The following is a 16,371-nucleotide window of genomic DNA, read 5'->3' on the forward strand; positions in this document are numbered from 1 at the left end:
TTGAGGAAGCTTGAAAATTACGACAGAAAGAAAACGCACCCAGTCTACACTAAGTGCGTTCATGCTATATTATACTGCTGGCTGAGGCTGTTCACTGACATGTACTGCTGGTTGACGGTCTTTCCAAGGCATTGCTTCCTCTAGCTGTCTACCTAGCTGTAATAACGTCAATTCATCTGCAAACTTACCTGTCATTTGTAGACCAATTGGTAGACCTGATTTACTTTCTGCTAAAGGCAATGATATGGAGGGCTGACCTGTAGCATTGAATAAATTTGTAAACGGTGCATACGTGAAAATTTGCTCTGTCCATTCAACAGCCGAAATGTTAGGATTGTTGGCATTTAATTCACCAATTTTAGCAGGAAGTGTGCCAATAGTTGGACTCAATAAAATATCATAATCTTCAAAGAAGCCTGCAACTTGACGTGAAACGACTGCATTTGTATGAATAGCTTCCAATAAATCAGCCGCCTTTAATTGACCACCATATTCATAGCATTTCCAAATGGCGGCTTCAATATAGTCTGGAGAAACTGCTTTACCAGTTCCCGCCGCAGCCCCCTTAATCATTTGATAAATATTCGCTGTCCAAATATCGACCGTCGCCTTTGTGAATGATGCTTGTTCATATTTCGGACGCGCCTCTACTACCTCGTGTCCTAGTTCTTTTAATACTTGAACTGTTTTATGAACCGCTTCTATACATTCCGGATCGACAAATGCCCCAGAATTTGTTTCAGTTGTCCAAGCAACTTTTAGCGGGCGCACTGTTTCCTGGATAAGTTGTCCATACGGTGCATGTGTTACTTCTAATTTGGAATAGCTCCCTAAGTCAGGACCTGCTACTTGATCCAATAGCACCGCTGTATCACGAATTGTACGAGTCACAGCGAACTCAGTGGCAATACCATTTAAAGGCTCACTATTGAATGGACCAGCTGGAACTCTTCCACGTGTAGGTTTTAATCCCACTAACCCACTACAGGAAGCGGGGATACGAATAGAACCTCCGCCATCATTAGCATGAGCGATTGGCACAATACCACTTGCCACAGCGGCTGCTGACCCTCCACTCGAACCGCCTGGACTATGATTTAAATTCCACGGATTGCGCGTTGCACCATAAATAACTGCTTCAGTCGCTGCATTATAGCCAAACTCAGGTGTTGTCGTAGTACCTGCTAAAATCAAGCCAGCCTTTCTAAAACGCGCCATTAATTCACTATCGACGGGTATAACCGTATTTTCTCCAATACGACTCCCCATACTATGCGGAACACCCTCTGCATGTAACACAAGCTCTTTAATTAAAAACGGAACACCTGCAAACGGCGCATTTTCATCAACCTTCTCAATTGCTTTGTCAGCCTGCCCTTCTAACACACTAACAACTGCATTAATGGATGGATTGACTTTTTTTATTCCTTCTAACGCTAGCTCCTTTAATTCCTGTGGTGTTACTTCCTTTGATTTTACTAGCTCTGCTAACCCAATACCGTCATATGATGCATACTCTTGTAAATTCATATTCTCACCTCGTATAATAGTAATCTTGCAACTATAATGTACTGAATATTCTAAAATTAAGATATTACCCAAAAGGATAATTCTGTTTTAAGTAGAATATAAAAGCATAATAGAGAAATGAGGTGTTTTCATGTTTTTAGAAAATGATTTAGAAAACATTCTTAAAGCGAGCTATCATATTTCAAATATGAATGTGAAACAAAGTAATGAAGGGTTTAAACATGAACTATTGCATACAATAAGTCAGCATCTCGGCTATCACCATATGTTATTTTGGGAAATAGCAAATAATGAGTTAACCGCCCCTGTGCTTTTTAATATAGAGCGTCATACAATTAATGACTATTTACAAAGATATAAAAACTTTGATCCATTACACCCTCAAAATATAAATACACAGCATTCCATTCAGCTAATGAATAGGAATGAAGTTATGTGCCTGCAAAAACAAACCCACTATAAAGAAGTTTTTTTGAAAGAAAATCGCTATGAAGATGAAATGGCAATGTATTTAAGAATAGACAATAAGCTCGTAGCAGTTATTGGCTTTTTAAGGAAAACCGGAGAGAAGCTATTTAATGAAAAAGATATTTTAAAGTTAGTGTATTTGAAAAGAAATATCGAAAACATGTATTCCTTACATCACTATTCACAGCCTTCCATCTTATTTGAAATGACAGAAAGAGAAAAAGAAGTTTTAAGCTTTGTTTTAAAAGGCTTAAAAAATATAGATATCGCCCAGCAATTATTTGTCAGTGAAAATACAATCAAAAAACACCTTCAAAACCTATATAGAAAGTTTCAAGTAACCAATCGTACCCAACTGCTGGCAAAGTGTTTGAAGTATATTGATCATGTTTAGTAGGGTCCTCCATTGAATTCAAACATAGTATTAGTAATTTGCTGATTAATTGGCATAAAACTATTTTTCCTCAGTAAAAAAACTGCCCCACCAATTGGTAGCGTGTGTCTAACAATTGGTGGGGCGGTTCTAATTTTGATTCTAACTATAAGGTGCTCTTTTACTTAATTACTTTGCACTTTATACACTTTACTATCAAGCTGTCTATTTATTGCCTGCTGTAAAAATCGTGTGGCGGTAAATAGTTTTTCTTCATCAATATTCGTTTGGACGCCTAAACGATGCAGGAAATTTACTAAATCATTTGTTGATACATTGCCGCTTGCACCAGGGGCATAGGGGCACCCCCCTAAACCTCCAATAGCACTGTCGTATTTTGTAATCCCCAGCTCAAGTGCTGCAAAGATATTGGCTAAAGCACGGCCATACGTATCATGAAAATGAAGGGCAAACAAATCACGATCGTATTGAGTGAGTAGCTCTGATAAAATAGCCTTTACTTGTACAGGATCTGCTACCCCAATTGTATCGCCTAGTGAAATTTCAGAAACGCCCATTGTTAGATAGGCATCAATGATTTCCTTCACTGTTTGAAGCTTTACTTCATCACCAAACGGACTGCCAAATACAGTTGAAATATAGCCTCTTAACGATATACCTTCACGATTTGCTGCTTCAGCTACAGCTTTTAAATTCTGTAAAGATTGGTTAATTGAAGCGTTTACATTACTTTGATTATGCTCCTCAGAGGCAGAGATAAATAACGCAATTTCATCAACCTTTTGTTGAATGGCTCCTTCTACCCCTTTCAAATTAGGCACAAGAGCTGCATACGTTATTTTTTCATGACGTGTGATTTGCTCAAATACTTCATGATGATCGGCTAAAGCTGGTATCCACTTGGGACTAACAAAAGAGGATACTTCGATATGGCGGACACCTGTTTCACTGATTAAGTTAATCCATTGCACTTTCAAATCAGTTGGAATAAAAATTTTCTCATTTTGTAAGCCGTCACGAGGACCTACTTCTCTTATCTCCACTGCTTTTGGTAAGTTCATCAAAATACACTTCCTTTAATTAAATGCCGAATAGCTGTAGCATAATCCAGCTTGATGCGTAGAATACCATGAATTGCACACCGGCCCCTACACCTAAAATACGATTTAATAAACCACCAACAGTTGCCACTGTAAATGTTAGCACTACTCCTAGTAATTGTGCCTCGTTATAGGCAAGCAAAAATGCTAAACCGATGAACATCGCTACGATTGCTTCCTGGCTAATATATTTCAATACTAATACAGATGCTTTACGTGCATAATTCATCGCAAATGGATAAGCAATTAAAGCGGCTACACTAATACCGATTAACCCAAAAATGAAAAAGTCCCATGAAGACATTAGCGTGTGTAAGTTGTTAACTGGATCTACTGTAAAAATCGGTGGTGCATTAAATAATGGTGACGCTGGTCCAAGTGCTACTGGGCTTAACGGAATACCGAATGCAATTAATGGAATAATCGCTTCAGCAATATATGTCGATTCCGTTACACCATTCATAACAGTAAGACTCGTTGTTGATTTTTTATATGCACCTTTTGTACGAGAGCCTACAATTTCTCCCATCAATGACGTCATCCCAACAGGACTGAATACAAATGTAAGGGAGGAAAGAAACGTTGTAATACTCGTAAAAATGGTCTGCCTTTTCGATAAAATTTTAAATGGATTCGGGAAATAGCCTTTCCATGATTTCGTTTCAGGAGCGAGATTATATTGATTTGGCTTACTGCGTGCTAGATCATTTTTAGCAACAGAAGAAGCCGCCATTAAAATATTACAAAACATCGGTCCAATCGCAATTCCTAAAAAGAATGTAATACTTAAATGTTTATCCAGCATCGCAAAGCTAACGCTATCTAAAGCTTTAATGAAAAATGCAAATGGAATAATGATTAAAATACTTGCCCATTTTCCTTTTGAAAAGAATGCGATTAAAATAGCAGCAAGTGTAAAAATGATGCCTGATGAAGATTTAAAAAAGTCGGCAAATTGACCTAAAAACTGACCTAACAATACAGCGGTTGGTAGGGCGATAAATGCACCGATAACACCGCCAGAAATCATTTTGCGTAGTGCAACGTGTGGCATGCCTAAACGGCGTAATGTATTGGCATGATCGATCAATGGTACAGCCGTTGTATCCCCTGGAATGCCTAATAACGCAGTTGGGACAGCATGTGTTAAATGCTTAGCTAACACGCCCGCCATGAAAAAGGCGAATACCCCTTCAGGAGGCGCTCCCAGCAAAATAACTAACAATGTAATGGGTACCATAATTGCTGTTTCATCTGTCCCTGAAATAAGTCCAATTATAGTAAAGATAGCTGCACCAAGAAGTGCAAATAAAAGAGCTATTACATAAATACTCATTTTTTATCCGCTCCTTTCAAGCCTTGTAAGCTAGAAAGAATGCCAAAATCCTCAAGCTCCTTTTTTGTCACCGGATCTTCCTCGATTAAGCGTATTTCCTCGTCTATATCAATTTGTAAATCCTCAAATGCTTCCTTTAAAGAATGACTGGATGCTTCATCTTCTACTAAAATACGCTTTGGTTTAAAAAGAATCGTATTAATAGCAACAACAATCAGAATACCCGTGATTCCTGTTAACAGTGAATAAGAGTTAATCATCTGAGGGTCTGCAAACTTCGGAAAAACCCACTGGCCAAACTGATAGCCTAAAAAGCTTGCGGCAACACTTAAAATAATTGAAATAATTAACTGATTGCCAGAAACCGTGTCTCCTAAAATTTCAATAAACTTCTTTTCCTCTACATTTTTTTGCCCATTGTATGGAGTATTCGCCATGTATTATTCACCTCGCAGAGAGTTTGTAATCTCTAAAACACGATCATAACGGAAATCCTTCTCTTCTACCGCCTGCTGCACAACTCGATCAATAATATCGCCTGTTGCCCCAGCCATTACAGCCAAGTTTTTCGCATGCAGACGCATATGACCAGATTGAATACCCTCTGCTGAAAGTGCTCGTAAGCTTGCTAGATTTTCTACTAATCCTACTGCGGCAATGTAGCTGGCTAGCTCCTCTGCAGATTGCACATCCATAATTTTTAGCGCTGCTTTTGCAACAGGATGAGTCTTCGTAGCACCTCCCACAATACCAACAGCTAATGGCAATTCCAACGTACCAACAAGATTGCCTGCTTTATTCAGCTCCCACGTTGTTAAAGAACGATATCTACCAGAACGAGCAGCATAGGCATGAGCACCAGCCTCAACAGCACGTGTATCATTACCCGATGCTAATACCGCAGCTGTAATACCATTCATAACCCCTTTATTATGTGTGGCAGCCCGATACGGGTCAGCATCTGCAAATTCGTAAGCACTTACAATATTTTTCGCAATCTCTATCCCCCCGAGCATTTCTGTCGAGAATTCTCCACGCGCACGGACAATACGCTTATCTGCTAAATTTGAAATAATCCGTAGCACAACTCGTCCATTTGTAATACGTTCGATTAATGGTGACACAGATTCCGCCATCGTATTGACTGCGTTTGCCCCCATTGCATCCTTCGTATCAACGATTAAATGAACGACAACCATTGTTTCTTTTGCTGTGTCGATTAAGTGCACTTCTATATCCTTCACTCCACCGCCTAACTTGACTAACGTTGGATCTTTTTCATTACAATGCTCAATGATCTCATTTTTATGTTCAAAAATTTTCGCCCTCGCTGCATGAGGATCCTCAATATTTAATACCTGAATCTGTCCTCGCATAACTGTGCCCGAGCTGGAAGTAAAAATACCACCTAACTCATATGCTGCACGGGCCGCATTACTAGCCGCAGCAATTACTGATGGCTCTTCAGTAGCCATCGGAATAAATACCTCTTTGCCATTCACCTTAAAGTTGGCCGCTACCCCTAGAGGCACTGAAATATGTCCAATAACATTTTCAACCATTGCATCTGCAAGCTCTAATGAAATTCCACTTTTTAAAGCTTCAACTTCCTCTTTGGTTAAATTTGATTTTTCAGCGATTAACTTAATTCGCTCTTCTACTGAAAGTAAATAAAATCCCTTAATACGTGAAGTCATCCCCATACCCCCAAAATTAAAAAAGTGTAATATAATTCAACTTAGTTGAATAACATTACACCAATTGTAAATTGTCTGAATAGTATTGTAAACAAGAAATTTGTATTTTCGATAATATTTACGTTTAAAAGAAAGATTTAATCCTCAACATAAATCGTTAATACCTTTGAGTTTTCTGCAGAATTATTAATAAAGATATGCTCCTTTTTCCCAGAAAAATACGCAGAGTCCCCCTCTTCTAAATGGTAAAATTTATGATCGTATTTCAAGACGATACTACCAGAAATGACATAAATAAATTCATCATTATCGTGTGTATAAGGAGCTAAATTTTCCGCCCCATTATGTACAGTAACAATAGAAGGATTGATATTGCTCATATAGCTCTTATTCGCTAACAGCTCATATTGATAGCCAAGTTCATTCGTCTCAACAGTCTCTTTGCGTTCTTTTTTCGAAACAATCGAAATGCCATCAAATTGATCCTGAATAACAAACCAGGCCATTGGCACATCAAATATTTCCGCAATCTTGGACAATGTCACCAGACTCGGTGTCGCTTTGCCATTTTCTATTTTTGAAATATGACTTTTTGTTAAATTAATCTGCGAAGCTAAATCATCCTGAGACATTTTATTTTTCTTCCGCATCTGCTTTATTTTTACTCCAACTTCTAGTAAGTTCATTTCTTCCAGTCCCCTCGATCATTTCGGTTTTTACAATAACTATACTATATTTTTAAATGATGGATAGAAAAATACGGGAGTATATTACTCCTTCATTGTCGTCTGTTCAATTAAATACAAAAAGGGTGTGCTGAAAGTTTCTCGACTTTAAAATTAATTTTGAGAAGCAATAATCAGCTTAAATAGAGGAAATAAACGGGAGTTTTATTTATAAATGATATTAAATTACATTTAGTAAAAACGAAATGTTGGTCACAGTTTTTCTATACGAATAACTTTGATTTTTGCTGGATTTGACTCCGAAATTTCAGAATACCAAATCCTCACTTCAACACCACTGTTTCAGACATGTTGGACAAAGCACTCGAACGTTTACCTGAGCACCACCAGTTACTCATGTATACCGATCAAGGCTGGCATTATCAAATGAATAAATATCGTCGCGCCTTAGAATCAAGAGGGGGTGCTCAAAGTATGTCTCGTAAAGGAAATTGTTACGAACAACTCTGTCATGGAGAATTTCTTTGGAAATCCGAATTCCTTTACATGAGGGAATTAGAAAGTATAGACCATTAAAAATAGAATTAGAAAAATATATAAACTACTATAATATGAAACGGATCAAGGCAAAATTAAAAAACGAGTCCGGTGCAATACCGAACTCATTTACCCAAGTAGCCAAATGAAATAACGAAGCTAACATACTTCGAATTAACTATTTAATTCATTTATGTGTAACCTACTTAATTGCGCTCTGATTTTAGGAATGCTACAAATAAGATAATTTTTATTAGAAAAACCTTAGTTACCTCTAAAGACATTACTCTCTATTATTGAAAGCAAATGCAAATAAAAAAAATACTAAGAGACTGAGACATTCAGATGTAAAAACAATTATATAAATTAATACCCAAAATAGAGCCTTTGAAGAGTTTGATATGCATATATTCACATGAATTCTTTCACATTTAACCAAAAACGATGGATATCAGTTTAAAGAGATAAACGGGTGGTTATCTCGCTTTATGACTACTCCCACTCAATCGTCGTTGGGGCTAAAATGTAGTTTTAAGATTATTATCAAATAGAAAAATGCATTCAAATCATGTAATTTTTTGTCCTCAATTGTAGATGGTGACTCCCATTTATATGTCTATGTCATCAATTTAAAAAGAAAAACATAGGGAGATTTTAGTCTTCCTATGTTTTCATCCAAATTATTGATCTGTTTGTTCTTGCTTCTTTTTCAAATACGCCGCACGTATTTTCTCAAGTTGCTGCTTTTTATCAAATTTGGCCGGCTTGTTTTTTTCATGATACTTTGCCACAGCCACCTTACCTTTAGTATCCAATTGATATTTCCCCACTTTGGTTCACCTACTTTTCCTGCCTTTAAAGAAATCTATTCAACAAGTATAGTATACCTTATTTTGCTGATGTAAACCTTTTTCCTATATTGGTGTATTGCTTAACCTTAATTTCGGTAAAAGCTTAGTAAATAATTCATAGCCAAATGTATTTAAAATATCTGTATCCGCACACATTTCAGATGCTGTTACCTTTATTCTTATTTAGCGTTAATTATTGCTCACCTTTATGTATGGAGACGGCGGGTGTTGCTAATCAATAAACCCGAAACCCTATCATATCAGCGTTTGCAAGGCTTTTACGACCATTAAAAAATGCTCTTACAAAGGAATTAATAAGGTTTTACTAATTTGCTTACGGAGACGATAACTTAACTGTTAAAAATCTTGTACCCTTACTTATTTTAAATTGTACATGAAAAAACAGTTCACTCAAACATTATGCAATTTTAATTTTTATACTCAAAAGCAATATAAATAAATTCACCTAAAACTAATTTTCCCAAATAATTTTATACATTTTAAACATATCTAACATTACTTTTTTTAGTGTGGTACTGTACATTAGGACCTTTGTATTCATCATCATTAAATGTATACGGTCTTTCAGGATAACTTAAACAATTACAGGTTGGACAGTGTACTTCCCACTCATCTCCTACTTGGACATTATAATTATGAGTTGGATATTTAAATAATGGACGTGGGTAGTTATATCTTATGTTGTTTTCATAATCGGTTAATGGATTACGATTATTAAATGAACAATCACTACAAAAGTTTGCTACCCATAATTCTTTACATTCATCACATTTATAAATTGTTTTCCAGCTTCGTTTATTTCTATTAATTACTTTATAATTTAGAATTTCCCCTTGTTTTTCTTGCCCGCAATTAGGGCAGCAATTAGCATAACCACTACCCTCGTGCAGTAATCGCTTTAAATAAATTTGTAGGTTTTTGCCATTAATTGGAGAAAAAACAAAATGAGCTAATTTATGCTGAGTTATTATTTTTTCAGATAAATTAGGTTTGACATTCCAATGTCCACCCAATGGATCTAAATGAACTAGGGTAGCTGAGTGCAAATAGTCTTTATTAGGAAATAATTCTGTCAAATATCTAAAAGCCGACTTTTTTAAGTCTTTATTAAACTCCTTTTTGCCATTTTTCATTGCACTGTAATTCTTATATTTTACATCCAATGTATGGAATGCCCATTTCTTTTTACTTTTATTATAAAAACCAATCATAAAATCAGGTCGATACTCTTTTTCAAAAAAATTAAAAGTAAAATCATAATATATCCCTATATCATATGGTTTGTCCATTAGCCTAAATTGCTTTCGATAACCGCTAATAGAATGTGTATTTGGTTTTACATATTTATTCTCAATATCATCTATAAACTCTCTCGGATTAACTCCCCATTGACTTAATTGCTGTATAATTTTTAACAAAACCCAAACTTCATATAATGTAGGAGATTTTAATAATACTTGTATAAACATTCTGAATGTATCCGTTAACTCTGGCGTCAAATTTTCATATTGCATAAATAAATCATAGATTCTACTGTAATACGTATGCATTCTGAATAAATGTGTATCCTCTAACTGTTCACTTTCCACCTGTAACATTGGTAATTCTAACAATTCATCCAATGTAACTTTTAGACTGCTCCACTGTTCAATCCTTTGTTGTAATACTAGACAATCATTATTTAAAACTATTAATAATTGCTTAGGTTTTTCTACAACTGAACTGTTCTCTTGTGAAATCATTATTTTTAATTCTTCAATTTCTTCTTGAAATAGCTTTAATTGACTTTTCTCTGCTATTAACTCACTAATAGTTCTCTCTAAAAATTGTTCTATTATATTTTTAAGCATTTTATTTTCTTTTATATCAGTTACTTGCTCACTTACTAATGCAACTACCTTTTCTTGCTGTTTTAAAGCATTTTCTATAATAATGGATGGAGTCCATTTACGGACGTCTTTTACATTTATTTTTTTTACAACAGTTTGCAATTCAACTTCAGGACGTTCTACTAGCTCATTAACTAAAGCAGCAACTTCTTGGACTATCAGATGAAAAGTCTGTAATGGAAACATAGGCAATTGTACACGACTTAAAACATTATTCTCCTCAAATTTATTATCTGTTAGGTCATAAGAAAAAATTTCAAATAACCGCCGTACTTCATGCTGCATTGATTTATATTCTTCAATTGACATCGTACCCGGAGTAATATTAACGTGTACTGAATCTAATAAATTACCAGTTTCATCAAGTGCTTCTACTTCAAAACTACCACCAACATTAAAGCCAAAGATTCCATCCGAACGGCGTTTAAATCCTTTTTCAATCCATTGTGTTTTTTTTTGATACCAAATATCCATGTCTGCATCATAATCAAGTGATAACACTCTGTTGTTAAATTGTTTAACAATCACTTCTGACGCTGCATTGACTTTTACACCAATTTCAAACATTTTCCCTCTTTTTTTATTGTATTCGCATGAAAAATATTCTTTTCCATTGAATTGTAATTCATCTAAGCAAGTTATTTCATCTTCACAAATAATATGAAATAGCTTCAAGGGCACTCACCTACCAAAACGTTATAGTATGTTTTGCTTCTACCATCTTTTGTAGTTTTTTATATGACTCTTCATATTTTTGAAGTTGGGACATTATAGTATTTTCAAATGGCACAAAGTCACTTTTCTTAATTTCTAAACGTGGTAAAATTTTACCGTAAATTAAATAATCAATGATTTTTTCTATTTCGTTAGCATCTTTACAGTAAGTTAATATTTTAATTAAATGTTTCATTCCTCGACTATTAAGCGAGGCATTCGGAAAATCTTCGAATAAATCTGAAATATTCTGCAATTCATCGATGTAAACCTCCAAAATGCCTTCCTCGCTATATGATTCAATAAATTTTTCATAATCCATTTCCACTTTGCCCTGTAAAACATCCAAAGAAGAAATAATTTCACGTTTTTCAGAAGCACTTAAATGATTGATTTCGATTATGAAGCTTCGGTCAATTACTTTAGGACTCAATGGTTTCACTGTATGATCCATATTTAATGTTCCGATAAAACGTACATTTGTAGGTATACTAAATACAGGTGGATATAGTTCAATTAATTCTTTTGCACTGTGTAAACGTTCTATATCTACTTGTCCTTGTTCTAAAATCAACTTTGCTGTTTCCCATTGACGCTTTGGATATAATCTTATTTCCTGATTTTTATCTTCTCTTGCACTCAGTATTTCAGAAAAATAATATTCTACATGTGCTAAATTCATCTCATCTAAACAAATTAAAAAGATTTTATGGGCACTATCCTTTTGCGCTGCTTCTGCCATTGCTTCCATAAATGGAGTTGGAACAAAAGCCTTATCAGTCGGATGAAAGTATCCAAGTAAATCCTGCGTATCTGTCCAACTAGATTGTACTGGAACCATACGTACCTCTACATTTTTAACTGCATTTGCAAATGCATGAACAATACTTGATTTACCCGTACCAGAAGGACCTGCAAGCACTGTTAAAATATTCGATTGTAACGCATACACAAAACTGCGAATTATTTCTTTGTTATAAACAAGTTGTTGTTCGTCGTTATAATAAAAAAGAGATTGTAATTGTTCAATAAATAGTTTGGGATTAAAAGGAATTTCATTATGTTCTTCTTCAATACTGACGTTATTAAATTGCTCAAATCTTTTATAATAATCAATACGCTGTAGAATATTTTGCCACTGTTTTTCTTGTTCATTTAGTTCCATCTGCTGTTGCTCTAATTCCTTCTCTTTAATTTGTATAAGAGTGAGATTCTCTTCTAGATTTTCTAAGTTTTTCATTAACTTCTGTTTTACCAAGTCCGATCTTTCTAGTACTTTTTGAATTACATACGCTTGAATATGTTCATCATTTTCTTCAGATACATTTAAATTAATTAATACTTCTTTTAATACGTCTTGCTTCAAATTTGTGGCTAATACATCCAATATTGTACGAGGAAGTGCTGTAGCACGTCCAAAATCTACAAAAAGCAATAAGTATCTAAAATTTTCATTACGTGTTTCATTGAATGAAGCTTCAACAATATCTCCAGCCTTATATTTAATATTTTTTACATATTTTTCAATAGGAGCAGATACTTCCCATGTAATATTTAAAAATGGATGCTTCATTTCCTCATAACCTGAGCTTGTTATTTCAAGCGGAATACCGGAAACTGTTTTTTCGTTTACATCTGTAATGTAGAATAACAATTTTCCCCCTACAAATTTACGAAATTCTTTTACAAAATTACGTACAGATTCTTCTGATATAGTATTATTTGCATATTCACGCTTTAGTTTTTCTAATGTTGGAACAATATCACCTTCCAACCAACTAATATAATGAGACTTTTGCTTAATAATTTTTAGCGAATCTTGCTGTATAATTTGTTCATCGTTTTTCACTTCTAAATGAATTTGTTGAGTACTTGACTCAGTATCAATTAAAGGTTGTGGATTATACTTTGAAATTTGTTCAATATATTGTTTAGTAAAGTTTAGAATCCCAAGTGAAATTAATTCATTTTTCTTTGATAAAGCTAAACTCATATCTTCATTTATATTTGCCTCTATTGCATCAGATAAAGGACTAATAAATTGTTTTATATTTTCATTATCAAATTGTTCAAAGTACAATTTGAGTATTTTCTTCTTTTTAGTCTTCGCACCAGATTTGATAAAACTTAGGACATCTTTAGCTGCCAAAAAGGATTCATCGTACAAACTATAGTCTTCTTCTAATAACCAAGAATGAAATTTAGTAAAAGAAGGAAGGTATTTTGTAATTTCTATATTATTTAGAAACTCGGAATCTAGGACAATTGAATTCATTTTACTCACCAACTATTAAATTATTTTAATTACTATTATTATAAGTAATTTAATTCCTTTTTCCTATGTTATTTATAATTAAATCTATGATCCAAGCTATTTATTAATTAATAAACTTTTTGAGAATTCCAAGTTTATACAGTTTTCTATTAATGTTGGTTTCAAATAGTACCTTGCCGTATTAAAGCAAGCTAGACTTATGAAATTCAACAGATTTAGAAAAAATTATCATCTTCGAAAGAAGCTCATATGTTCTTTAATTTATCTCTATGTCTAAGAATAGTTTTCAATGAGCTAACTTATGCATTATAATCCAAATATAGTAAAATTATTAAGACCGGAGGATTATAAATGGAGCATTGGTGGATGGTTAGAGCTGGTGACCATAATGAATTAATTGAAACTTGGCTAAATAATAATATCGCATCAGTTGGTTGGCCAGCCATTGGAAACCCTAAAGAATATGCCACGAAAAAAGATCTGATATCAGTAGCTAATCAAGTATATGAAGAAAGAAAGCCAAGTACACGGCAAAGTCAAATGAGTCAAGTTTGGCGCTTTATTAATGAGATAAAAATTGGTGATCGCATTTTATCTTATTCTAAAGAAAAACGCGAATATATTATTGGTACAGTTGAACAGGAACATTTTCATAATACAGCAATAGGAAATCCAGATTATCCAAATCACATTAAAGTGAAATGGGAAGATAAGAGAATAAGTCGTGATTCTCTTTCACAAGCAGCTAAAAACACATTAGGGTCAATTTTAACAATCTTTAGAGTAGATAATCTTAAAAATGAAATTGAAAAATTAATATCAAATTATCCATTATCAGTAGAGCCGGATACCGAGGCTGAAGATGAAGCAGTAATTGAAGATTTAATAGGCAAATCAACAACTCTAATCGCTGATAAAATAGATGCTTTAGACGCATGGCAATTACAAGACCTTGTTGGAGGCTTACTACAAGCTATGGATTATAATGTAAAGGTAAGCCCCAAAGGTCCAGATGGAGGCGTAGATGTTTTAGCATATAAAGATGCTTTTGGCTTTGAAAAGCCCATAATTAAGGTTCAAGTGAAACACAGAAAATCTTCTGCAGGTTCACCCGAAATTCAACAACTATTAGGTGCTGATCCCATTCAAGGTAACTCATTATTTGTTTCAACAGGTGGATTCACAAATCAAGCACTTGCGGTAGCCAAACACAGTGCCGTCAAAACACTTGATTTAGATGACCTTGTTGAATTAGTTGTTGAATGGTATGAAAAAATGCCAAATGAAGTCAGAGCGTTAATACCATTAAAACGAATTTATATACCGGAGTAAAATTGGAGGAATATGATGACAGAACATAATTTCATTCCTTATTTAACAAGACTACAATATAAAAATTTAAATAAAATTAATAAAGAAACTAATATGTACAATATTCAAAACATGATTTGGGACGCGAAAATTTATGCTGATAATACTAAATTTATACAAGATATATTTATAGCTAAAACATATAAAATTCAAAGATTAACCTTAACAAACTATAAGCATTATTTTATATTAGAGCAAAAACCAGATGAATATAAACCCTTACTATTTTGGGTAAACACTCTAAATATTAGTAATCCAGAACCACAAAATATCCAGAAGATTATGACTTATCGCATGGTTCCTAATGATATTCATTTAGTTTCTTTAAATAACGAAAGATATATTACAATTCATGTGGGAAATATGTTATTCGATTATGCGAAAATTAAAAGTTTACCCATGAATAAGAGAACTGAAGAAGAATTATTCCTTGATTTTGAAAAATATTTAAATGGTGATGCAAGTCAGCTAGAATTTAAATATTCTATCTTTAATAAGACATGTATTATTTATCGTGTAATAAGGATTTAATTATTATAAATAGAACTTATCGACTTCAATCATAGTATTCTTTATTAAGGCGCTGTTAGAAACAGTGCTTTTAATTATTCACTATAATAAGTTTCTCGAATTAACTTTCCTATTATTATGATATTAATTTATATAAAGGGACTGATATATAATTGACGATATATAAAGCAACATACGCTCGTTGGTTAAATACCCATTCAAGAGAACATAAATCCTATCTACGGAGAAAGCGATACCCGTGGGATATTTTATCTAAAATAGATTTTAATCCAACAAATCTTAGACAGACTCAAATAATTAATGTTCGAAATTTCGAAATAACAATCAATATTAATAATTTTAAAGTAGATAAAATTAATCAAAGATATAAATACGATTTCAGTTTCAAGGATAATCATAATGAAGATTTTATATTTAAGTCTATTTTTTCTTATGATGGAAAACTTATTACAATTTTTCGGATAAATGATCCAAAAGAAGATTTATATCACAATTTATTTGATATAAGGAAGCCAGTATCTTTACCATTAGAAATAATTGAAGTAGAAGACTTAGTCATAGAGGTTATTATAGATGCTCTAGAGAATTCAAATATTGAATATGATTTTTTTCAGGCTTATGAACCTATAGATATTACCGTAGAACATCAAACACTGCTAAAAAACTTATCAGGAAAGAAATTTCTAAAAAGAAATTATATTATCCCACTATCTATTAAAAGAGAGCTATGGATTAATATTTTTTTAACTAAAAAAAGAGCAATTCAGTATGGATTACGAGAAAGTTTTCAGTGTGAAAAATACTATGGATTATATTTTATTGATGATTCTTACGATCAGCCCAATCTAAGTTCCAATTTTAATTTAATAAATATAAAAGAATTTTTTAGGGATCAATTAACTAGTGATTACATTTTCGCTTTAAATAGAATAAAATTAATTCCTATTTATGACTAAAGAAATTTGATAACA

Annotated in this window: 13 protein-coding genes and 1 pseudogene; 5 read left to right on the plus strand and 9 right to left on the minus strand. The window is 33.5% G+C overall.

The annotated features are described in order from the left end of the window. Positions 1 to 69: 69 nt before the first annotated feature. Positions 70 to 1,530: an amidase gene (locus tag CD31_RS14965; protein WP_036078705.1), complete on the minus strand. Its 1,461-nt coding sequence runs from the start codon at positions 1,528 to 1,530 to the stop codon at positions 70 to 72. Positions 1,531 to 1,660: 130 nt separating this feature from the next. Here CD31_RS14965 and CD31_RS14970 point away from each other — a divergent pair, with 130 nt between their 5' ends. Beyond that, positions 1,661 to 2,392, plus strand: coding sequence for a response regulator transcription factor (locus CD31_RS14970; RefSeq protein ID WP_036078708.1), 732 nt, complete (start codon positions 1,661 to 1,663; stop codon positions 2,390 to 2,392). A 164-nt stretch (positions 2,393 to 2,556) separates the two neighbouring features. Here the strand turns inward: CD31_RS14970 and CD31_RS14975 are convergent, their stop codons facing one another. The 5 genes from CD31_RS14975 to CD31_RS14995 form a co-directional block, all read right to left on the minus strand. Next, on the minus strand, positions 2,557 to 3,453 hold the full coding sequence (locus CD31_RS14975; RefSeq protein ID WP_036078710.1) for a hydroxymethylglutaryl-CoA lyase: 897 nt from the start codon (positions 3,451 to 3,453) through the stop codon (positions 2,557 to 2,559). A 19-nt stretch (positions 3,454 to 3,472) separates the two neighbouring features. Continuing rightward, a complete protein-coding gene (locus tag CD31_RS14980) occupies positions 3,473 to 4,828 on the minus strand; it encodes a tripartite tricarboxylate transporter permease (protein ID WP_004228168.1) in 1,356 nt (451 codons plus the stop codon). Further along, the gene (locus CD31_RS14985) at positions 4,825 to 5,265 is read right to left on the minus strand and encodes a hypothetical protein (protein WP_004228167.1); all 441 of its coding nucleotides are present in this window, start codon (positions 5,263 to 5,265) and stop codon (positions 4,825 to 4,827) included. The genes CD31_RS14980 and CD31_RS14985 overlap by 4 nt, the downstream gene beginning before the upstream one ends. A 3-nt stretch (positions 5,266 to 5,268) precedes the next feature. Next, positions 5,269 to 6,525: a hydroxymethylglutaryl-CoA reductase, degradative gene (locus CD31_RS14990; RefSeq protein WP_036078712.1), complete on the minus strand. Its 1,257-nt coding sequence runs from the start codon at positions 6,523 to 6,525 to the stop codon at positions 5,269 to 5,271. 137 nt (positions 6,526 to 6,662) lie between these two features. After that, positions 6,663 to 7,211, minus strand: a complete 549-nt coding sequence (locus CD31_RS14995) for a helix-turn-helix domain-containing protein (protein ID WP_036078714.1) — start codon at positions 7,209 to 7,211, stop codon at positions 6,663 to 6,665. A gap of 339 nt (positions 7,212 to 7,550) precedes the next feature. Between CD31_RS14995 and CD31_RS23865 the strand changes: the two are divergent. Next, positions 7,551 to 7,889: pseudogene (locus CD31_RS23865) on the plus strand (IS3 family transposase); the annotation flags it as partial. Positions 7,890 to 8,428: 539 nt separating this feature from the next. Here CD31_RS23865 and CD31_RS23550 read toward each other — a convergent pair. The 3 genes from CD31_RS23550 to CD31_RS15015 form a co-directional block, all read right to left on the minus strand. Next, positions 8,429 to 8,578, minus strand: coding sequence for a hypothetical protein (locus tag CD31_RS23550; protein ID WP_036078716.1), 150 nt, complete (start codon positions 8,576 to 8,578; stop codon positions 8,429 to 8,431). A gap of 521 nt (positions 8,579 to 9,099) precedes the next feature. Further along, a complete protein-coding gene (locus CD31_RS15010) occupies positions 9,100 to 11,184 on the minus strand; it encodes a hypothetical protein (RefSeq protein ID WP_036078718.1) in 2,085 nt (694 codons plus the stop codon). A gap of 10 nt (positions 11,185 to 11,194) precedes the next feature. Continuing rightward, positions 11,195 to 13,498, minus strand: coding sequence for an McrB family protein (locus tag CD31_RS15015; protein WP_036078720.1), 2,304 nt, complete (start codon positions 13,496 to 13,498; stop codon positions 11,195 to 11,197). A gap of 351 nt (positions 13,499 to 13,849) precedes the next feature. On the opposite strand from CD31_RS15015, the gene CD31_RS15020 reads away from it, so the two are divergent. The 3 genes from CD31_RS15020 (at position 13,850) to CD31_RS15030 (ending at position 16,356) form a co-directional block, all read left to right on the plus strand. Beyond that, positions 13,850 to 14,830: a restriction endonuclease gene (locus CD31_RS15020; protein WP_036078723.1), complete on the plus strand. Its 981-nt coding sequence runs from the start codon at positions 13,850 to 13,852 to the stop codon at positions 14,828 to 14,830. A 15-nt stretch (positions 14,831 to 14,845) separates the two neighbouring features. Then, positions 14,846 to 15,400, plus strand: a complete 555-nt coding sequence (locus CD31_RS15025) for a hypothetical protein (RefSeq protein WP_036078726.1) — start codon at positions 14,846 to 14,848, stop codon at positions 15,398 to 15,400. A 152-nt stretch (positions 15,401 to 15,552) separates the two neighbouring features. Then, positions 15,553 to 16,356 (plus strand): hypothetical protein, encoded by an 804-nt coding sequence (locus CD31_RS15030; protein WP_036078729.1) that lies wholly within the window; start codon positions 15,553 to 15,555, stop codon positions 16,354 to 16,356. The last annotated feature ends 15 nt before the right edge of the window (positions 16,357 to 16,371 follow it).

The sequence above is a fragment of the Lysinibacillus boronitolerans JCM 21713 = 10a = NBRC 103108 genome, from assembly GCF_000772935.1.
Taxonomy (GTDB): domain Bacteria; phylum Bacillota; class Bacilli; order Bacillales_A; family Planococcaceae; genus Lysinibacillus; species Lysinibacillus boronitolerans.